Raw genomic sequence first — 19,812 nt, 5'->3', positions numbered from 1 at the left:
AGCTACCACACAGTGCTCCGGAGCGACGACCGTCCGCGGGCGCTCCCGGGGATCACGCCGTCGGGTTCCCCATCCGTTCCGATAGCTCGAGCAGTTCCGATGCGGCCCCGACTCCGGCCGCGATAGCGTCCTCCCGTCCTTCCAACGCCGATCCGCCACCTCCGTCGGGATCGATCGCCGGAACGGTGCGTCGAACCGACAGGTCCTCTCCGCGTTCGATCAGTGCCGTCTCCGGAGCGAGCACCGTCGCATAGCGTGCCGCGAACGTCTCGAGGTGGGCGGCCGCACCCGGAACCCGGAGTTCGACGTGCCCCGCCGGAAGATCGTGGACGAGTCGGTGGTCGGCGGCCAGTGCCGGCGGATCGAACTCGACTCGGGGGCCGGCCGCTCCTGAGCGCGACGTCTCGAGGGTTACATCGCCGAGTTCGGGCGCGCGATCGGTCGCGACCGTCCGGTAGGAGCGGGACAACTCGGTCAGTCGGCCGTCGGCCTCGACCGGCGAACCGCGTCCCCGGGAGTCGATAACAGCCGACAGCAGCTCGGCCCTGTACTCCCCGCGTGGCGTTTCCCGCTGTGTGAACCACGTTCGGAACTGTTCGTAGGTGATCGTCCCGTCGACGGCCGGGGCCTCACCGAGGCGCTCGAGTTGGGCCGACGGCCCGACCAGCACGGTCGTCCGCTCGTCCCACTCGGTGTCGCCCCCGTCGTCGGCCCCGCATGCGCCTCCGGGTTCCCGAGGGTTCGCGTCCCCCGGCTGTCGAAGGTAGACGAGCCACCGCTCGTTGTCGGCCGTTTCGACGCCGAACGCGACGGTCGCGCTCCCGTCCTCGCCGGCCGGCGAATACCGCGACTCGAGCAGCGTCGGCGGCTCGAGGTCGGCACCGCGTTCGCGGATCTCCTTGAGGACTCGCGAACGAAACGCCGCGGAAACGGTCAGTTCCTCGAGAATCAGCAGGTCGACGTCCCGGTTGCGGACCGACCCGAACCGGACTCGCTCGGATCGCATTATCCGACGCTGGGTCGCCGGCCCACAAGAGCGTTCGGCTCCGCGGTCGCGGCTAGATGCCCTGTCCCATCAGATGGCTGCGTACCACGTCCGCCTCCTTGTTCCCCGATCCCGTGTTGAGGATGACGACCGTCTCGTCGCCGTCGAACTCGCCGCGGTCGGCGAGCTCCCACGCGCCGCTTGCCGCCGCCGCCGAACTGGGCACCATCTCGAGGCCCTCGTGTTGGGCGACCTGTACTGCCGCTTCGAGGATGTCGGGATCGTCGGTCGCGACCGCACCGCCGTCGGTCTCGCGGATCGCCTCGAGGACCCACGGACTCGCGCCGGGGTCGGGGATCTCGAGGCCGCCACAGATGGTATCGGGATTCTCGACCGGGTCGTGTTCGTCGCGGCCGTCCTCGTAGGCCTCGACGATCGGGGCACACCCGGACGCCTGTGCCGCGTACAGTCCGGGCAGGTCGTCGATCAGCCCCAGATCCCGGAACTCGGTTGCGGCCTTGTACAGTCCGACGAGGCCGACGCCGCCGCCGGTCGGGTAGCAGATCGCGTCCGGAACCGTCCACTCGAGTTGTTCGATCAGTTCGTACAGCATCGTCTTCTTGCCCTCGTGGCGGTAGGGCGTGACGAACGTCTGGACGGGGTACCAGTCGTCGTGTTCCGCGAGGGCTTCCTCGTAGGCCGCGCCGGCGTCGCCGATCCGCCCGCCGACGACGTTCATGTCGCCGCCGTGGACGTTGACCATCGCCTTGTTGGTGAAGCTGGATCGCGAGGGCAGATAGACGTGCGACTCGAGGCCGGCCCGCCCCGCGTACGCCGCGGCGGCCTGCCCGGCGTTGCCCGCGGACGCGAGCGCGACGTCGGTCGCACCGTGGTGTTTCGCGGCGGTTACGGCGACCGTCTGACCGCGGTCCTTGAACGTCCCCGTCGGGTTCCGTCCCTCGTCTTTGAGCAGAACGCGCTCGACACCCAGTTCGTCGGCGAGGGCCGGACACTCGACGAGCGGCGTCGCGCCCTCGTCCATCGTCACGGCCGTCTCCCGGGGAAACGGCAACAGCTCCTCGTAGCGCCACATCGAGTCGAACGGCCGTGATTCGAGGGTGTCGCGATCGAGATCGATCGCGTCGTACTCGTAGCTCGGATCGAGGATCCCGCCACAGTCGGGACACCGATGGGTCGCGTCCGCTGGGTCGTAGGTGGCCTCGCAGTCGACACACTCGAGTCCGGCGAAGGCATCGGTCGTCTCCATACGCGAGTGTTCGCGGCCCGGGACTAATGACTGTCCATCGGCGGTTTCCGGCGGCCGTCGTCGTCACTCGAGGACGGAAAACGCAGAAGCGAAGACGGCAAAACTCCCGGCGGTCAGTTGTCGCCAGCCTTCGACTGCCACTCGTAGTCGCGGCGTTTGGCCGACTTGCCGAAGCCACACGCCGAGCAGACTTTCTTCTTGGTGTGGTAGGACTTCTCTCCGCAGCGACGACACTTGGTATGGGTCGTCTTGTTCTTCTTTCCTTGGCTCGGGGTTCCTGCACCAGTCATGGAGTGATCGAAACGACGTTATCGCCGCGTATAATCGTTGTGTCTTCGACCGGCGTCTCTGCTTCGACTCCGCCTTCCGGAATCGTCGCGTCCTCGAGGACGAGGTTCATGTGCTGATCGTACCCGGCGAGCTCGCCGATGTATTCGTCACCACTCTTGAGGCGAACCGTGACGCGTTCACCAAGCGACGCCTCGAGGACGTCCAGCGGTCGTCCACTCATACACAAGACCGCAGTTGATGGACACTTAATCGTACCGGTCCGAATTTATCCGCTCGCGGCCGTCAGTGGATCGTCAATTTCGGCCACCGAGTCTGAGACGTGTCCACTAGCCGTCCGAGGGGCCAGACGCCTCGTCGGGCGTGTCCGTTCCCGAAGCGGTCGATGGCTCGTCTCTGGTTCCGACGTAGGCCAGTCCCGCGATACACAGCAACAGGAGGACGCCGCCGATAATAGCCATCGTTTCGATACCACCCTGAAGGAACACCCCGGCGACGACGATCACGGCCCCGAGAACCTGCCCGAGAAACAGCGCCACGTACGTTCGTATCTCTTCGGCCATACGCCCCGTACGGTTTCCACGAAGGTAAACGATCCACGCGAACACGGTGTCTTTCCGCTCTGCTAACCGGTTTGCCGGTCCCCGCGTGTCGTGTTCCCGTCTCCGGGACCGCCGAGACGGCCGCTCGTGGTGCTTCTGACTGCTAACCAAACGGCTAAGTGTGCACTCGTTGACTGTCCTGCTATGGGCGACAAAAAGTTCACCCTCATCGAGTTGCATCTGGACGGCGATTCCCAGTTCGGGCCGCGGACGATCGGCGACCTCCTCCCGTTCGGCGAACCGGACGAACCGGCCCACGCCGACCTCGAGACCGTCGACGAGGACACAAGCGACGAGCGATCGGACGAGGCCGTCGCCGCCGACGGCGGCGGCAACAAGGGTGCCATCGGTGCACTGATCGCCCTCGCCGTCCTCGTCGTCGCCGGCGTCGCCATCCGGAAGTTCCGCGGCGACGAGGAGTCGGAACTCGAACAGCCCGACGAACCCGACGTCGTCGTCAACTGATCGCCACGCGAGCGGCCGAACGCTTTTGCGCCTGCCTCCCGTACCCGTATTCGTGAATCTCTATCGTAGCGCCCGGGCCGTCGCCGGGGCGTCGGGAGACGACGCGATCGACTGGCGGTCGGCCGCCGACGCCGCAAAGGCGGCGACCGATCCCGGCTCGATCACGCTCGACCCCGGCGAGCGCGAAGCCTACGCCCGCGACGTTCGGGAGGCCAGAGCGGCCGTCCGAGCGGTGGCAGGCGTCGATTTCGACGTCCCCGAAACCGTCGAGATCCAGAACCGCCACCACTGGATCGACGCCAACGTAGCGACCTTCGAACGGGTGATGGGAGCACTCGAGCCACACACCGAGGACTTTCCGGGCATCGCGCGAACGATCAACACGGGTACGATGACCGTGCTGCTCGCGTTTCTGGGCCGAAACGTCCTCGGCCAGTACGATCCGCTCTTGCTCGCGGACGCGCCCGAGGACGATCACGCGCTGTATTTCGTCCGGCCCAACATCTTAAACGCCGCCGAGAAGCTCGAGGTCGACGCCGATCGGTTCCGCCGCTGGATCGCTTTCCACGAGGTCACCCACGCCGCGGAGTTCGGGGCCGCCCCGTGGCTCTCGACCCACCTCGAAAAGCGCATGGAGGACGGCATCGCAGCCCTCTCGGATGGTTCGTTCGACCGGGAGGCGTTTCGCGACCTCGATGCGGCGATGACCGTCGTCGAGGGGTATGCGGAACTGCTGATGGATCACGCCTTCGACGACGAGTACGCGGACCTCCGCCGCAAGCTCGACGAGCGACGACAGGGCCGTGGCCCCATCCAGCGGCTCTTCCGACGGCTGCTCGGCCTCGGCCTCAAACAACGACAGTACGAACGCGGCAAGGACTTCTTCGAACACGTCGTCGCCGTCCGCGACCTCGAGACCGCGAGTCTCGTCTGGGAGCGGCCCGAGAACCTCCCGACGAACGACGAACTCGACGCGCCGGACGCGTGGCTCCGGCGTATCGACCGGTAGTCGAACCGCACGAGGGCCGTCACCGCGCGATCCGGCGGAGATACCACAGCAGTACGCTTCCGGTTGCGATCCCGCCGAGAACCGACAGCGCAACGATCCACGGCGTCGCTCCGCCGGACAGGGCCATCGTCCCGGTCGAAAGCCCCACCAGCAGGATGAAGCCCGCTTGCAGGCGGCCGGTAGCGGCCGGGGTCGACGAGCGCGACGAACGCCGTCTCATAGCTCCCGCGGCGCACTGACGTGCAGCGAGGCGAACACCCACTCGCGCCGGGAGTCGTCGGAGACGCGCCCGCTCGAGTCTCCCGTCGACGGGACCAGCGTCCCGCTCCAGCGGCTTTCGAACCGGCGACGATCACCCGTGTCGGTGTCGGTCCAGGCCATCGTCACCTCGTCGGCGAACGTGGCGAACGAGGACCGTTCGTCGACGACGAGATTCGTGCTCTCGACGGTCCAGTCCGCGGTGGTTTCGGTCTGCTCGCGGAGGGCGTCGGCGATTTCGTCGGAGCCGAACAACGCCTCGCCGATACCGAACTTGACCGTCGATTCGCCGTCCAGAACGTACGGCTCGAGTGGGTCGCCGCGACGAAGCGCCCCGTAGTAGTCGCGGACGACGTTCTCGGCACTGGTGTCCATACCTGTGCTGTGGGCGGCCGGTCTCAAAGACACACCGGACGCAAACGCAGGTTCCGTCGGACGCTTACATGAACCCGCGGTCGACTTCGTCGGTTTCGATCAGATCCTCGAGTTCCGCGTTCAACAACTCGTCGGCCTCCTCGAACCGTTCGGAGAGGTCCTCGAGTTCGTTCGGCCGGTCGTACTGGTCGTACTCCATCGGCCCGAACGCCGGACTCTCGAGGGCCTCCATCACGTCGTCGAAGAGGTCCTGTGGCCGGGTCGGGGCGTCGGCGTGGGTCTCGAGGACGGTTTCCAGTCGCTTGGAGACCGTCTCGGCCTGTTGTTCGTCCTCGGGTGGCGACTGGACGGCGAACCGACCGCCCGCGTCCTCCGCGGGGAGAAACGAGCCGATTTCGTCGTCGAGTTTGCGGGCGACCTGCGTGCCGACGCCGCGCACCTCGTAGGGGTTTTTCGCGTAGGTCTTCAGGAAGAAGACCCCGGCGCTGGGATGCGCGAGGTACATGTCTTCGCCGACGCCGGCGGCGCGGTCACCGGCGACTGCGCGCCAGTCTTCGGGGTCGACGTCCCGCTCCGTGACGTCTTCGAGTATGTCCTGCCACTCGCGAATCCGCATACGTAGTGGTTTCGACGCCGACGGAATGAACGTATCGGTCCCACACAACGACGCACCCTCCCCTGAACCGAAAGGAATACGTTCGCTCCCTCGACAGGGAGCGTAACCGACGTTTGATCATGGCCGGTACCATCCCGTTCTCGCTCGCCGAACTGTTTCGCGCGGCCCCAGCGAAGAGTTCGCTCCTCTCGCTTGCACCGCTTGGTCTGGCGCTTGGACAACTCGTAAACAGCTACGTCAACGGCGTTTCGTTTCTCGTCTCGATCGGTTTCGCCGCGGTTATGATCGGGTTTGCCGTCGTCGCGATGGGTCATCACGCAGCCGAACATCGGCTTTACCGGCTCGAGTCCGGCCGATAACCCGACGGCCGAGTCCGTCCCCCCGATTTCGAGGGCGTGTCAGGCCCTCGTCTCGGGTTCGGTCGCGACCGTTCGCGCCTCGCGAGCCTCGTACGCGTTGTAACCGGCCAGACCGGCCACGAGAAGGCCCGAGACCAGCGTGCTCCAGAAGAGGCCGCCGGTCAGCTCGAGCAACGCAGCCGAAACGATCAGCCAGATTCCAAGTACCGCGACCAGCGAGGCAACGCCAACGCTGAGCGGCACGTCGTTGGTCACCCGATAGTAGTTGTAGCCGGCGGCGACGAAGACGAGCGCACCGACCGACAGGTTGTTCCACAGGCCCGCCTGTCCGACGTCGAAAAGCAGCGTCGAAAGGGCGACCCACGCGCCGAGAACGGCGACGATCACGCTGACGTACGACGTCTTGCGCCGGCGCTCTTCGTTCGCGATCTGGGTGGAATCGTCGCGCGGATCCGGACCGCCGGCCGTCCGGTCCCCGACGCCGGTCCCGGAGTCGATGTCGGCGGCCGCCTTTTCAGTCGGGTTTCCCGGGCCGTCGTCGGCGGCGCTTTCGGATTCGGGTCCCGAATCCGCCGTCCGATGGTCGTCGCTGGGGTCACTCATTGCGCGGGACGGTTCGGTCGGCTGGATAAAAGCGCTCGCGACCGTTTCACGGCCCGCTGTAGCGAATCGAGTGGTAATACGCCCTTACCCCGTCCGGCGTCGGATCGGCCCGATCGAGCGGCCGCGACCGATAGCGTTTTTGATCGCTCGGCTCGTGACGGATAGCCGTGCACGTACGCGGAACCGTCGCGGGCGAGGTCGAGATCCGTTCGGTGTCGACGAGCTACGGGACCAGCGAACTCGCCGAAGTCCCGGTCCGGCTCGAGGGGGATGAACCGGCGTCGGCGGCCGCCGACGCCCCCGACGAGGCGACCACGGTAACCCTCTGGAACAAGTGGACCGAGTCGGCCGAACTGCTCGAGCCCGGGATGGAACTGCTCGTTACGAACGCCACGACCGAGGAGTACGAGGGTGAACCGCGGTACGCGACGACCGGCGACTCCTACGTCGTCGTCGAGCCGAGCTTCCTCGTGAGCGTGACGGCGATCCGCAACTGGGTGGAGTGTCCCCGGCTCTACTACCTGAACAAGCTCTCCGGCGTCCCGCTTAACTACCCCGTGGTCAAGGGGACGATCGTCCACGAGGTTTTCGGGGATCTCCTGCGGGGACGATCACTCGAGGACGCCATCGACGCCCGCGTCGACGAACACGGGCTCGAACTCGGCCTGCTCGGGGAATCGCCCGACGCGGTCGCCGAGGACGTCCGCGAGAACGCCGCCGCGATCGAGGGCTGGCTCGAGCAGGGCCGGCTCACCGAGGAAGACAGCTGGCGCTCCGAACAACTGCTCATCAGCGAGACGTTCGGCATCCGCGGCCGCGCCGACGCGATCCGGCGGGGCGCGCCGGTCGAACTCAAGACGGGCAAGAACCTCAAGAAGGAACCGCGGTTCAAGGACAAGGTGCAGGCGGCCTGCTACGCCCTCTTGCTCGAGGAACACGGCGGCGACGTGGATACGGGAACACTGCTGTACACGAAGAACTCGGCGCTCGATCGCAACGAGGAGACCGGCGATCTCACGCCGGCAAAGGAGTTCTCGATGGGCGATGGACTCCTGAAGTTCGTCGTCCGATTGCGCAACGAGATCGCGGCGATCGAGACCGCCGGGGAAGTCCCCACCGGCTACGAGGCCGACGCGAAATGCGAGTACTGCTTCGAGCAGGACACCTGCATGGTCGTCTCGGGCCGCCTCGATCAGGAATCCAAGGCGGGACAGATCGGCCAGCCCCTCCCCAAAGCGGAACGCGAGTACTTCGACCGGTTCTACCGGGCGATTGAAGAGGAACGGCGGGAGGTCCACCGCGAGTACGCCAAACTCTGGGAACAGGACGCACAGGAGCGAGCCGACGACGATCGGGCGCTGATCGACCTCGAGTTCGTCGAGAAGCGCCCGCTCGAGGGCGGGCGGTGGGAACTGCGGGCGCGCCGTGACGGCGGTGCAACGTCGAAGCTCCGCGAGGGCGACCTGGTGCTGGCCAGCGACGGCCATCCGGTCCGCGGCCAGTCCGAACTGGCCCGTATCGAGCGACTGGACGACGAAATCGTTCTGACCGCGGACGAACCGGTCGAGGTCACTCGGCTCGATGTCTACCCCTCCGAACTGACGACGGATCGGCTGCTTGCCGCCTTACACGACGCGCTCCTGAAAGGCGACAAGCGCCGGAAAGACGTCCTATTCGGCCGCGAGGAGCCGGAATTCGACGACGTCGAGGAGACCTTCATCGACAACAACGAGCGACAGAACGAGGCCGTCAGAAAGGCCGTCGGCGCACGCGACTGCGCGCTGATCCACGGCCCGCCCGGCACCGGCAAGACCTACACCATCGCCCGCGCCATCCGCGCGATGGTCGAACGCGGCGAGCGCGTCCTGCTGTCGGCGTTTACCAATCGGGCAGTGGACAACGCTCTGGAGGCGCTGCTCGAGCAACTCGAGGGGACGATCAGCAACGATCGGATCGTCCGCGTCGGCTCCGAGAGCGGCGTCCGCGAGGACATGGAGTCGTACCGCCTCGAACGGGCGGGCGATCCCGAAACGCGCCTCGCGGAGCTGCAACGCGCGCAGGTGGTTGCAGCGACGACGGCGACCTGCGGCTCGCGCATCATGAAAGAGCAGGCGTTCGACGTCGCGCTGGTCGACGAGGCCGCCCAGCTTACCGAACCCGGAACGTGCGCGGCGATCAATCTGGCCGATCGGTTCGTCCTCGTGGGTGACCACGAGCAACTGCCGCCGGTCGTCCGCGCCGAAAACGACCTCACGGAGTCGCTGTTCGAACGACTGGTCGAGCTTCACCCCGAGGCCGGCGTGATGCTCGACCGCCAGTACCGGATGAACCAGCGCATTCAGGCGTTTGCCTCGCGGGAGTTCTACGACGGCCAACTGCGCCCCGCAGCGCCCGAAGTCGCGGCCCGAACGCTCGACGACCTCGAGGGCGTTGCGCGCGACGCCTTGCCCGAATCGCTGCGCGATCCCGTTTCGTTCGTCGACGTCGAGGGCGACGGCGGTCGGTACACCGACGGCGAGGAGGCCGCTCGCATCGCCGATCTGATCGAGACCTACGAGGCGGCCGGTCTCGACCGCTCGGAGATCGGCGTCATCGCCCCATTCCGGGCGCAGGTGTCGGAGATTTCGAATCGCGTGCCCGACGACGTGGCCGTCGACACCGTCGACCGCTTTCAGGGCTCGAGTCAGGAGGTGATCGTCGTCTCCTTTACCGCGACGGGATCGCTCGAGGGGCCGATCTTCGAGGACTACCGACGGATCAACGTCGCGCTTACCCGCCCCAAACGGGCGCTGGTGCTCGTCGGCGACGCGCGGGCGCTCGCGTCGGATCCGGTGTACGAACGGATGCTCGAGTGGGCGCGGGCGTAACGGCCGTTCCGTCGCTCGCTGACGAAACCCCTTATATACTCGCCGTCGCAAGTGCCGGTATGTCGGAGGAAGTCCCCGTCACACGAACGGACGTGCTCGTCCTCCTCGTCGTCTCGGCCGTCGGCGGACTGGTGCTCGCGGCCTGGATGCGGCCGGTCGAACCCTCGCCGGAGTTCGCCGTCTCGGTCATGTCCGGGGCGGTGATGCTCACGTTCTTCCTGTTTATCCCGATCATGGGGGCGCGGCTGTTCATCGACGACTGGCGGAACTGACGCGACTGGACGTCCCCGGTTGCTGCCGGGTCACTCGAGGTCCCAATCGGCCCGATCCCACGTCCGCGGCTCCCGCGTCGGCTCCCCGTCGACGGTTTCGGTGATCGCGCCGTTGGTACACGCCGTCAGCCGGAGGGCCGGCGAGGGTCGCCTCGGGCTGGTCACCCAGGGATCGCCGCCACACCGCGTCTTGGGCGTACAGCCCTCCGTGCCGCGGCTCAGGGCGAACGCGTATCCGGCGGCCATGATGCTCGGGTTGCTGGCCGTCAGCACCGACGGGTCCGGATCGCCGAGCTCGTGGTCGTCGGGACAGCCCGGACGCCCCGTAAACGCGTGGAAAATCTCGTGTAACGCCATGGCGTCCCGGTAGTCCGGCGGCGTCTCGATGCGCATCGAATCGGTCGGGACGGTCGCGTTCACCCACCCGACCGCCCCGCCGGCGTCGTCCCACGCGCCCCGGTTCGAACCCAGTCTCGCGCGTGGATCGGACACGACGACGAGGTTGTACGCGCCTTCGGTCCGCGTCTCGGCCGGGACGGCGGCGCGTACGTCGCGTTCCCGTGGGTTGCCGTTGGTTTCGACGGACCGCGGTTCGGCGGTCTCGAGCCGATTGGTCGCGGTCGCGGACTCGATCGTCGCCATCGACTCGAAGTACGATTCGAAAATATCGCAGACGGCGTCCATTCGTGCGAGCCAGTCGGCCCACGCCGGGGTGTCCGCGACCCGGTCGACGAACCGTTCGTGTGGCCACACGTGTAACTGTACCGACCGCGGCCCCCGCGTGTCGGCTCGGACGGCTCCCGTTCCGGGGCCGACCGCGCCGGCGACGGCGACGGTACCGGTCGATCGAAGCACCGCTCGCCGGGTAACTGCCGGTTCCGTCGGCCCGTCGGGCTGACTGCCGGATCGATCCGCCATACGCGTTCGAATGCTCCAGCGGCGACATTATCCTGTCGGCCTACGCTTTGTCTTCGGCCGCCGCCCAGAGCGGGTACAGATCGTCCTCGACGGGGTCGGTGATCGACGCCCCGTCGAGCAGGAGTTCCGGATCGCCCGCCCGGACGACGCCGATCTCGGCGGCGTCGATCCCCGCGTCCTCGAGTGCGGCCAGACTGTCGGCCAGTCGGTCGTCGGGGACGGTCGCGAGCAACGCGCCGGAGCCGAAGATCCGGAGCGGATCGACGCCGGCAGCCGCACACAGCGTTTCGGTCTCGGGACGGACCGGCACCGCCTCGCGGTCGACCTCGAGCCGCCCGTTCGAGGCGCGGGCGATCTCGAGCAGGCCGGCCGCGACCCCTCCCTCCGTGGGATCGTGCATGGCTGTCGCGTACTCGCGGAGGACGCGGGCGTCGGGGACGACGCTGATCTCGTCGAGAAACGCCGCCGCCCGGGCGCGGATCGCGTCGTCGATCTCGAGGTCGTCGCCGAAGTCGCCGGCGAGGATCGCGGTGCCCTCGATCCCCGCGGCGTTCGTGAGGACGACCCGGTCGCCGGGTTCGGCCCCGCCGGTCGGAACGAACGCCTCCGTGGCCCCCATCGCGGTCAGCGAGACGAGCGGGCGCTCGAGTTGGTCGACGTACTCCGAGTGGCCGCCGACGATCGACGCGCCGACGGCGTCGGCGGCGGCGTCCAGATCGGCCGTGATCTCCTCGAGCGGCGTCGTCTCGTCGGGGAGCATGACGACGACGGTCAGCCAGCGGGGATCGGCCCCCGACGCGGCGACGTCGTTACAGGCGACGTAGACGCCGAGGGAGCCGACCCGGGAGGCCGCAAGCGAGATCGGATCGGAGCTAACGACGAGGCGGCCGCCGGGCCAGTCGATCGCGGCGGCGTCTTCCCCGTCGGCCGGCCCCTGCAACACCGTCTCGTCCGCGTCGGTCCCCGTTCGATCGAACACGTGTGCCAACAGGTCGTCGGGTGGAACTTTCCCGGGCATACCACGAACTGGGTGGATACGCGGCTTGTACCTGTCGCCGTCCGCCGGCGGTTCGAGCGGGGATCTCTCGAGCCGGGATCAGGCGGCGTCGGGTGCCAACGCGGCCATCGTCTCCCGGATCTCGTCTTCGTCCGCCCCACGTGGGAAGCTGACGGCGACGGCGTCGACGCCGTCGATGGTCTCGTATTCGGCCAGCGCCTCGCGGGCGGTTTCGGGATCGCCCGCCGCACAGAGCTCGCCGAGGAGGTCGTCGTCGAGCAACGAAAGCGCGCGTTCGCGGTCCCCCGCCTGCCAGGCGTCGTGGATCTCGTCGGCCACGTCGTACCCCTGTCGAACGAGCGCGTCGCGGTAGAACGTCCCCATGCCGCCGATGTAGAAGGCGGTGTGCTGGCGGGCGAGGTCGCGCGCGCGCTCGGCGTCGCCCAGCGCACAGCAGTTGACGCCGACGGTTACCCGAACGTCGTCCGGGTCGCGGTCGCCCAGTTCGGCTCCGCGTTCGATGTCCTCGAGCCGGGACTGCACGCCTCCGGGCGTGAGCATGATGCCGTGCCAGCCGTCGGCGAAGCGACCGGCCAGTTCGACGGCTTTGGGACCCATTCCGGTGACTTCGATCGGCGGAGTCGGCTCGGGCGGCTCACAGCGGAGCCGAAACCCGGACAGGTCGAAGTAGTCGCCGTCGTAGTCGACGGACTCGCCCGAGAGCACTTGCCGAACGATCTCGACGGTCTCGCGGGTTCGCTTGAGCGGATTGCCGTACTCCATCCCGTGCCAGTTCTCGACGACGACGGGGCCGCTCGGTCCGAGTCCGAGGTGGAACCGGCCATCGGAAACCTCCTGCAGCGTCGCCGCGGTCTGGCCCAGCAGGGCGGGCGACCGGGAGTAGGTATTGAAGATGCTCGAGCCGACGCCGATCGAGTCGGTCCGTTCGGCCATCGCCGTCAGGACGGTGACGCCGTCGCGGCCCCACGTTTCCGGCAGCCACGCGCAATCGTATCCGCCGTCTTCCGCCCGTTGGGTGTAGTCGACGATCGAGTCGACTGTCGGCTGTGCGGCGACGGGAAGGTGGACCTCTCTATCTGTCATCGTCTTTCGACAACGTGGTACGTCCTTTTGGGTGTATGGGAACCGAAGACGGAATTATTCCCGTTCATTTCGTCCGGGTCACCGGATGGCGGATGGAAAACCCGTGCGGAAACCGGAGTTCGTGCTAGACGTCGGTCTCTTCGGAGATCTGGGGCACGCCCTGTGCGGTGATGGTCTCGCCGACGACGTAGGAGGCGGCCGGACTCGCGAGGAACTGCGTGACGTCGGCGATCTCCTCGGCGGTCCCGATCCGGCGGGCGACCTCCTCGCGATCGATCTCGTCGGCTGCGACGCCCATCTGGCTCTCGACGCCCGGCGTGGCGACGAAGCCCGGCGCGATACAGTTGACGCGGACGCCGTCGTCGGCCCACTCGAAGGCGAGCGTCGTGGTGAGGTTGATGACGGCCGCCTTGGCCGCGCCGTAGGGGCTCATCAGCGGGGAGCCCCGCTGGCCGGCGACGCTCGCGAGGTTGATCACCGACCCGCCGCCGTCTTTCAGGTACTCCGCGGCGGCGTGGGTACAGTGATAGGTGCCGTGGAGGTTGATGTCGACGATCGTCCGCCAGCCGTTCGGTGACACGTCGCCGAACTGGGCCATAAACGAGGCTCCGGCGTTGTTGACCAGCACGTCGATCCCGCCGAACTCCTCGACGGTCGCCTCGACGAGCGCCTCGACGGCGTCGCGGTCGGTGACGTCACACTCGACCGCCAGCGCCGTCCCGGCCCGATCGCTTTCGTTGATCTCGTCGGCGACGGGGTCGACGTTCCCCTGCTCGCGCGAACAGACCACGACGTCGACGCCGTCCGCGGCGAACCGCTGTGCGATCGCCTTCCCGATCCCGCTCGAGGAGCCGGTGACGACGGCGACGTCGCCGTCGATGCTGAACTGGGTCGTGCTCATTACCGCTCACCTGCGGAAACCGCCCACTGATTTACCATTGTTAGCTATATCGATCGGTACACGTCGGGTCGTAATAAAAGTGGGTCCGATTTCGGTTCGGGGACGTCCCTATCGTTAAGTGAGTTGAAACCGATCGTTTCCGGCAACTGCGTGTGGACGGCACAGGAGTGGTCGCTCCGACCGCCCGATCGACACCGTCCTCACGCATCCGATACCGATGACGGACGCACCTCCACGGAACGGCCCGGACGCAACGCCCGCTCGAGACGAGTCTCCCGCGAATACCGACTGGGAGGCCGTCTTCTGGGACATCGGCGGCGTCATCCTCGACCTCGAGTCGGTACAGGCCGCTCACGCCGAGTTCGTCGCAACGCTCGTCGATCGCCACGACCTCGACGTTTCGGTCGCGGCGGCCGTCGATACGTGGCGGACGGCGGTCGGCACCCACTTCAGCGAGCGCGAGGGAACCGAGTTCCGCGCCGCACGCGAGGCCTACGCCAGCGGCGTCGCGGCGGTCGTCGGCGAGCGGGTCCCGCAATCGGCGTGGAAACCGCGGTTCGACGAGGCCGTCCGGGCCGCGATCGAACCCGTTCCGGGTGCCGTCGAGACGATCGAACGCCTGTCGGACCGGAACCTCCACCTCGGCGTCATCAGCGACGTCGACGACCGGGCCGGCAAACGGCTGCTCGAGGCGTTCGGCGTCCGCGAGCGCTTCGATACGATCACGACCTCCGAAGCGGTCGGTCGGACCAAACCCGACCCCGCGATCTTCGAGGCCGCACTCGAGGCGGCCGGGGTCGATCCCGACCGATCGCTGATGATCGGCGACCGGTACGAACACGACGTGAACGGGGCCGCCGCCGTCGGAATGCACGGCGTCGCCTTCGGTGCCGAAGACGGGCCGGCCGTTTCCTTCCGGATCGAGTCCCCGCCGGAGGTGCTCGAAATCGTCGACGGGAAGCGAGAGGGCTATCGTAGCCACTGAAAATCAATCACACCCGATCGCACGATGTGCGTCGATATTGGAACGGTCGGGGTAACTAAGTGTGAACCGTCTCGGGGTCACGTGGTTCGAGAGGCCGTCGGTCTTCCGAACGACCCCGAGGCACTTCGCCTGCTCCGCCCGTAGATGGTAGTACTTTTCATTCCCTATTTGTAACGAGGTTGTGTGGTTACTGAGTCCGAACTCCAGTTTGTCGTAGTGGTCTTAAGTGTCTATACTACTGCCTTTGTGACCTCGAATCACCATCCACAAAAGTCGCTGCAATCCTTCGGCGCTGGTGTGGCTAATCTCATACTGATGATTGGAATTGCTTTGTACGGGCCAGACGTCATTACTTATATCGGTCTCTCTGTGTCCGGCCTATCTGTCGTAATCGCCTTGCAGGCAGTTACTATTCTTGGAATTTGGTATTATGCGGCGGAAAACCGCGTAGAGCAGTTTTTATCTCGCTGTCTCGATCCGCTGGTCGCGCTCTTTCGATAACATCGTCTCGCTCTCATTTCACTGGTGATCGTGCTCGGATCGAGAAGTCGAACAGCGGCAGTATAATTCTATCCTCGCGTTTCTGCTCAGTACACACGTGTAGTGGCCGAGTGCTCCAAACTAAACCACCTGAAAATTATCAACGGGGCCAGTTGTTCCTATAGCGACGCGTGACGAACGGGCTGCCCTACCACCGGCGGACGAGCGCGAGCGTCGCGAGGCCGCCGGCGACGACGGCGAGCCAGTAGGTCGAGAGGCGGTACGTGAGAGCGACGGCGTACGCCTCCGTCGATCCCAGCGCCAGCAGCGCAACCAACAGCCCGGTCAAAACGGCCTCGATGCTCCCGAGTCCGCCGGGAGAGGGGATGTAGCCGGCGAGCATGCTCGCCGAGACGACGAAAAACAGGACGATGGGATCCACGGCGATCCCGAACGCGCGACCGGCGAAGTACAGCGGGAGGACGTAGAGCGCCCAGCCGAGATACGCGAACGCGAACACGCGAACCAACAATCGCGGTTCGTCGGCGATGCGGCCGAACGCGGTTTGCAGTTCGGCCACTCGTTTGCGGATACCCGCGACCGTCACGCCGGGGAGCCGGCGAATGACCGGTACCAGCAACCCGCTAACCGATCGCTCGAGTTCGGGTCGGAACCGCCATCCCACCGTCGCGACGGCCACGATACCGACGGCGACGACGGCAACCGCTCCGGCGATCGGCTCGACCGCACCGGGCAGGTCGATCCGCCAGACGAGCACGCCCAGACTGACCGTTGCGAGGCTGAACGACGCCACCAGGTTCAGCGCATCGGCGGTCACGACGCTCGCGAGGCTGTCCTCGTAGCTCGCACCCGTCTCCGTCGAGAGGACGTACGCGATAAACGGCTCGCCGCCTGCCTGCCCCATCGGCGTCACGGAGTTTGCGAACATCGCCGCCAGATAGGTCACGAAGAGCCGGGAAAACGACTCGTCGATGTCGGCGACGCCGAGAACGAGCTGCCATCCCCGCGTCCAGGCTGCGAAACACAGCCCCGTCGACAGACAGGCGACCACGACCCACTCGAGGGCCGCGTTCGAGAGCGTCTCCCGAAGCTCCTCGAGTCCGATCCCGACCGCGAGAACGAGCAGGAGGACGACTGCGACGGCGAACCCGGCTCCGATACGGAGCAGTTGCGGCCGCGAGATACCCCCCGTTCTCGCTCGTCGATCGTCCGTCACGACTCGACGTGGAACCCGCCGTACCGTAAACGGCGCGACTTTCCGACGGGGGATGGGTGCCGTTTTTCCACACAGGTTTGAACATTGTAAAATGGAAAATCTAGCGTAACTATTTTCGTTAACGAGGGGCGTTATGGTACCGTACGTCATGTCGAAAGCCACCGCGAGCCGACGGCCGCCGATTCGGCCACTATCACCGAAACCATGAGCGAGCACGACTCCTACTACGACCGGCTCGTCGACGAGGACGCACTGGCGTCGTACCTCGAGACCCACCTCGGCGACGCGGACGACTACGCGGTCGAGCGACATCAGGAAGGCCACTCGAACGAAACGCTGTTTGTCACCTGGGGCGACCGGAAACTGGTCGTTCGGCGACCGCCGCCGGGCGAAACCGCCGACACCGCCCACGACGTCCTCCGGGAATACCGCGTGTTGACCGCGGTCGCCGACACCGACGTGCCGGTTCCCGATCCGGTCCTCGCCTGTGACGATCACGACGTCATCGGCAGCGACTTCTACGTCATGGAGCGACTCGAGGGGGCGGTCCTCCGCGAGGGGGAGCCCGACCGCTTCGCCGACCCCGAGTCCCGCCGGCGGATCGGGGAGGAACTCGCCGACACGTTGGCCACGATCCACGACCTCGATATCGAGGCCATCGGACTCGAGGCGTTCGGCCGCCCCGAGGGATACACCCAGCGGCAGGTCGATCGCTGGGGGAAACAGCTCTCGTGGGCCTTCGAGGTGACCGAAACCGAACGGGCGGTGCCGGACCTCCACGAGGTCGGCGACTGGCTTCGGGCGAACGTCCCCGAGACGCACCCGAAGGCGCTCGTCCACGGCGACTACAAACTCGACAACGTCATGTTCGCGGCGGAGACCGACCCGGCGGACGAGACGGCCCGACTGCCGGAACTCGTCGGCGTCTTCGACTGGGAGATGGCGACGCTCGGCGACCCGCGGGCGGATCTGGGCTGGATGCTCTCGTACTGGCGCGATCCGAAAGACCCCGACCCCGCGGTTCCCGAACTCACGACCCAGTTTATGGCGCGGGACGGGTATCCGACCCGGCGCGAACTCGTCGCCCGCTGGGAGGAGCGAACCGGGTTCGCGTTCGAGCACGAACGGTTCTACCGCGCGCTCGCCGTCTACAAACTGGCCGCGCTCGGCGAGATGTTCTTCCGGCGGTATCTCGAGGGCAACAGCGACGATCCGATGTACCCGAAGATGGAAGCGCGCGTCCCGGCCTTGGCCGCCCGGGCGATGCGGATCATCGACGGCGACGAACCGCTGTAACCCGTCCACATCTACATCCGCGATCGTGTCGGTGGGATTAAGCGTTTGCCCGTAGACAGCAGGACCATGACACTGGAAGGCATCGACCGCGTCGCCGTTCTCGGCGCGGGAAGCATGGGCCACGGAATCGCCGAGGTCGCCGCCATCGCCGGCTACGAGGTCACGATGCGGGACATCGATCAGGAGGTCGTCGACGACGGCTACGACCGGATCAGGTGGAGTCTCGAGAAACTCGCGGATCGCCTCGACGAACCGACCGCCGCCGTGCTGGATCGGATCGAGACGACGACGGATCTCGAATCCGCCGTCGCGGACGCGGACCTCGTCGTCGAGGCCGCACCCGAATCCCTCGAGTTGAAACGCGATCTCTTCGACGATCTCGAGGAAGCCACGACGGCGGAGACGCTGCTTGCCACCAACACCTCGAGTCTCCCGATCACGGAGATCGCAGCGACCGTCGATGCGCCCGAACGCGTCCTCGGACTGCACTTTTTCAACCCGCCGGTGAAGATGGATCTCGTCGAAGTCATCTCCGGAGCCGAGACCAGCGACGCGGCCATAGAACGGGGCGTCGACTGGGTCGAATCGATCGACAAGACGCCGATCCGCGTTCGAAAGGACGTCCGCGGCTTCGTCGTCAACTCGATCGTCGGTCCCTTCTGCGGCGAACCCGCATGGATGGTCTCGAACGGCGACGCGACGGTCCGACAGGCCGACGCCGCGATGGTCCATCGGCGGGGCTATCCGATGGGACCGTTCGAACTCGCCGACATGACCGGTATCGATGTCGGCTACCACGTTCGGCAGGAAGGTGACGCCGACATTCCGCCGGTTATGGCCGAAAAAGTCCAGAGCGGTGATCTCGGCCGTAAGAGCGGTGCGGGCTACTATGACTACGAGGACGAGGGAGTCACCTACGAACGCGGAGACGGCGAGGGGTTCGACACCCTGCGCGTCGAAGCACGGATGATCGACCGTGCGGCGTTTCTCGTCGGCGAAGACGTCGCGACGCCGGCAGCGATCGATACCGGCGTCCGGTTAGGACTGGGGTTTCCCGAGGGCATCTGTCGCCGCGCGGACGAGATCGGCCTCGAGACCGTCCTCGAGAAACTCGAGACGCTCGCCGCGGAGACGGGAGCCGATCGGTTCGAACCGCATCCGACGCTCGAGAGCCTCGTCGCGGACGGGAAGACGGGCACGGAAGCGGGCGAAGGGTTCTACGAGTACGACGACGGCCCCGATTCCTAGCCGAGGCCGTCCGACTCGAGAAAGCATCGACGGTGCAACGCCGATCGCGCCGTGGAAAACAGCGGCCGCGCTACTGGTCGGTGCTCTCCGCTCTCAGATCCTGATAGATTCGCGGATCGGTCTGGAATTTGAGAACGTTGTGGACCGCGGTATTACGCAGGTTCGCGATCACGTCGCCGTGGTCTTTGTAACAGTCGTGAATCCACTTGGAGATCTGTTCGCGGGAACGAAACATCATCACCGTTTTCCACTGGTATTCCCCGTTCGAGAGGAAGAAAAACAGCGTGTGTTTGTCCTCTTTGATGTATTCCATCGCGTCGCGCCAGTTCTCCGCGAAGTGTTCCGGATTGAACTTGAACTCAAACAGCGCGAAGATGTAGTACTCCTCGTTCGGAATGATCGCCTCCCGGAACACCCCCTCATCACGCATCCGTCGGATCGATTCGCTGACGGTTACGTGCGAGACGTCGATGTCGTATTCGGTCTTGAGAACGTCGGTTAACTCCCGAGACGACAGCTGTGGGTCGTTCGAGAGTTCACAGAGGATAGCGATGTCGCGGTCCTTGAAGTCCCAGTTCGGTGGCTCGCTTCCGGTCATATCGTCGTAGATGTCGTCGTTCATAGCGTCAGTTACGTGTTTGGTTCGTTGGCCGCAGTTCGGCGATCTCCGGAGATGCAGG

The 19,812-nt window shown here is 66.2% G+C and carries 23 protein-coding genes and 1 pseudogene; 9 read left to right on the top strand and 15 right to left on the bottom strand.

The annotated features are described in order from the left end of the window. Positions 1-52: 52 nt before the first annotated feature. The 5 genes from TX80_RS02715 to TX80_RS02695 all read right to left on the bottom strand — a co-directional run bounded on the left by TX80_RS02715 (position 53) and on the right by TX80_RS02695 (position 3,103). Complete coding sequence (locus TX80_RS02715; RefSeq protein ID WP_049921330.1) at positions 53-1,006, bottom strand: hypothetical protein; 954 nt, start codon at positions 1,004-1,006, stop codon at positions 53-55. A 52-nt stretch (positions 1,007-1,058) separates the two neighbouring features. After that, positions 1,059-2,252 carry a threonine synthase gene (locus TX80_RS02710; protein WP_049921329.1) on the bottom strand — a complete coding sequence of 398 codons (1,194 nt, stop codon included), beginning with the start codon at positions 2,250-2,252 and terminating at the stop codon, positions 1,059-1,061. A 113-nt stretch (positions 2,253-2,365) separates the two neighbouring features. Next, positions 2,366-2,542: a 50S ribosomal protein L37e gene (locus TX80_RS02705; RefSeq protein ID WP_049921328.1), complete on the bottom strand. Its 177-nt coding sequence runs from the start codon at positions 2,540-2,542 to the stop codon at positions 2,366-2,368. Then, a complete protein-coding gene (locus tag TX80_RS02700) occupies positions 2,539-2,763 on the bottom strand; it encodes an LSM domain-containing protein (RefSeq protein WP_049921327.1) in 225 nt (74 codons plus the stop codon). Before TX80_RS02700 ends, TX80_RS02705 begins: the two co-directional genes overlap by 4 nt. Positions 2,764-2,869: 106 nt before the next feature. Then, complete coding sequence (locus TX80_RS02695) at positions 2,870-3,103, bottom strand: hypothetical protein (protein WP_049921326.1); 234 nt, start codon at positions 3,101-3,103, stop codon at positions 2,870-2,872. Between the two features lie 183 nt (positions 3,104-3,286). On the opposite strand from TX80_RS02695, the gene TX80_RS02690 reads away from it, so the two are divergent. Beyond that, complete coding sequence (locus TX80_RS02690; protein WP_049921325.1) at positions 3,287-3,607, top strand: hypothetical protein; 321 nt, start codon at positions 3,287-3,289, stop codon at positions 3,605-3,607. Between the two features lie 52 nt (positions 3,608-3,659). Next, a complete protein-coding gene (locus tag TX80_RS02685) occupies positions 3,660-4,616 on the top strand; it encodes a zinc-dependent metalloprotease (protein WP_049921324.1) in 957 nt (318 codons plus the stop codon). A gap of 19 nt (positions 4,617-4,635) precedes the next feature. Here TX80_RS02685 and TX80_RS02680 read toward each other — a convergent pair whose 3' ends face one another. The 3 genes from TX80_RS02680 to TX80_RS02670 form a co-directional block, all read right to left on the bottom strand. Then, positions 4,636-4,836, bottom strand: coding sequence for a hypothetical protein (locus TX80_RS02680; RefSeq protein WP_049921323.1), 201 nt, complete (start codon positions 4,834-4,836; stop codon positions 4,636-4,638). Next, the gene (locus tag TX80_RS02675) at positions 4,833-5,249 is read right to left on the bottom strand and encodes a hypothetical protein (RefSeq protein ID WP_049921322.1); all 417 of its coding nucleotides are present in this window, start codon (positions 5,247-5,249) and stop codon (positions 4,833-4,835) included. Before TX80_RS02675 ends, TX80_RS02680 begins: the two co-directional genes overlap by 4 nt. A 64-nt stretch (positions 5,250-5,313) precedes the next feature. Further along, positions 5,314-5,865 (bottom strand): hypothetical protein, encoded by a 552-nt coding sequence (locus TX80_RS02670; protein WP_049921321.1) that lies wholly within the window; start codon positions 5,863-5,865, stop codon positions 5,314-5,316. Between the two features lie 119 nt (positions 5,866-5,984). Here TX80_RS02670 and TX80_RS02665 point away from each other — a divergent pair, with 119 nt between their 5' ends. Next, positions 5,985-6,224 carry a hypothetical protein gene (locus TX80_RS02665; protein WP_049921320.1) on the top strand — a complete coding sequence of 80 codons (240 nt, stop codon included), beginning with the start codon at positions 5,985-5,987 and terminating at the stop codon, positions 6,222-6,224. Between the two features lie 39 nt (positions 6,225-6,263). Here the strand turns inward: TX80_RS02665 and TX80_RS02660 are convergent, their stop codons facing one another. Next, the gene (locus TX80_RS02660; RefSeq protein WP_049921319.1) at positions 6,264-6,827 is read right to left on the bottom strand and encodes an SPW repeat domain-containing protein; all 564 of its coding nucleotides are present in this window, start codon (positions 6,825-6,827) and stop codon (positions 6,264-6,266) included. A 167-nt stretch (positions 6,828-6,994) separates the two neighbouring features. Here TX80_RS02660 and TX80_RS02655 point away from each other — a divergent pair, with 167 nt between their 5' ends. Further along, a complete protein-coding gene (locus tag TX80_RS02655; protein WP_049921318.1) occupies positions 6,995-9,694 on the top strand; it encodes an AAA domain-containing protein in 2,700 nt (899 codons plus the stop codon). A 59-nt stretch (positions 9,695-9,753) separates the two neighbouring features. Next, entirely contained in the window at positions 9,754-9,966 is a 213-nt protein-coding gene (locus TX80_RS02650) for a hypothetical protein (RefSeq protein ID WP_049922169.1), read from the top strand. 30 nt (positions 9,967-9,996) lie between these two features. Here the strand turns inward: TX80_RS02650 and TX80_RS02645 are convergent, their stop codons facing one another. The 4 genes from TX80_RS02645 to TX80_RS02630 form a co-directional block, all read right to left on the bottom strand. Beyond that, positions 9,997-10,884, bottom strand: a complete 888-nt coding sequence (locus tag TX80_RS02645; protein ID WP_049921317.1) for a hypothetical protein — start codon at positions 10,882-10,884, stop codon at positions 9,997-9,999. Positions 10,885-10,924: 40 nt separating this feature from the next. Then, positions 10,925-11,902 (bottom strand): AIR synthase family protein, encoded by a 978-nt coding sequence (locus TX80_RS02640; protein ID WP_049921316.1) that lies wholly within the window; start codon positions 11,900-11,902, stop codon positions 10,925-10,927. A 78-nt stretch (positions 11,903-11,980) separates the two neighbouring features. Then, entirely contained in the window at positions 11,981-12,985 is a 1,005-nt protein-coding gene (locus TX80_RS02635; protein ID WP_049921315.1) for a TIGR04024 family LLM class F420-dependent oxidoreductase, read from the bottom strand. A gap of 124 nt (positions 12,986-13,109) precedes the next feature. After that, the gene (locus TX80_RS02630; protein ID WP_049921314.1) at positions 13,110-13,886 is read right to left on the bottom strand and encodes an SDR family NAD(P)-dependent oxidoreductase; all 777 of its coding nucleotides are present in this window, start codon (positions 13,884-13,886) and stop codon (positions 13,110-13,112) included. A gap of 217 nt (positions 13,887-14,103) precedes the next feature. On the opposite strand from TX80_RS02630, the gene TX80_RS02625 reads away from it, so the two are divergent. Beyond that, on the top strand, positions 14,104-14,871 hold the full coding sequence (locus TX80_RS02625; protein WP_081661395.1) for an HAD family hydrolase: 768 nt from the start codon (positions 14,104-14,106) through the stop codon (positions 14,869-14,871). Positions 14,872-15,054: 183 nt separating this feature from the next. Then, positions 15,055-15,372: a hypothetical protein gene (locus TX80_RS02620; RefSeq protein WP_049921313.1), complete on the top strand. Its 318-nt coding sequence runs from the start codon at positions 15,055-15,057 to the stop codon at positions 15,370-15,372. A 187-nt stretch (positions 15,373-15,559) separates the two neighbouring features. Here the strand turns inward: TX80_RS02620 and TX80_RS02615 are convergent, their stop codons facing one another. Next, positions 15,560-16,588: a lysylphosphatidylglycerol synthase transmembrane domain-containing protein gene (locus TX80_RS02615; RefSeq protein ID WP_230198663.1), complete on the bottom strand. Its 1,029-nt coding sequence runs from the start codon at positions 16,586-16,588 to the stop codon at positions 15,560-15,562. Between the two features lie 204 nt (positions 16,589-16,792). Between TX80_RS02615 and TX80_RS02610 the strand changes: the two genes are divergently transcribed. Beyond that, positions 16,793-17,884, top strand: coding sequence for a phosphotransferase family protein (locus TX80_RS02610; protein ID WP_049921312.1), 1,092 nt, complete (start codon positions 16,793-16,795; stop codon positions 17,882-17,884). A gap of 66 nt (positions 17,885-17,950) precedes the next feature. Further along, a pseudogene (locus TX80_RS02605) lies at positions 17,951-19,117 on the top strand (3-hydroxyacyl-CoA dehydrogenase); the annotation flags it as partial. Between the two features lie 85 nt (positions 19,118-19,202). On the opposite strand, the gene TX80_RS02600 reads toward TX80_RS02605, so the two are convergent. Next, positions 19,203-19,730 carry an Lrp/AsnC family transcriptional regulator gene (locus TX80_RS02600; protein WP_049922164.1) on the bottom strand — a complete coding sequence of 176 codons (528 nt, stop codon included), beginning with the start codon at positions 19,728-19,730 and terminating at the stop codon, positions 19,203-19,205. Positions 19,731-19,812 lie beyond the last annotated feature (82 nt).

This window comes from Halopiger djelfimassiliensis, from assembly GCF_000455365.1.
Lineage (GTDB): Archaea > Halobacteriota > Halobacteria > Halobacteriales > Natrialbaceae > Halopiger_B > Halopiger_B djelfimassiliensis.
The sequence above is the reverse complement of the archived record's forward strand: the minus strand, read 5'-3'. Positions and strand labels throughout refer to the sequence as shown.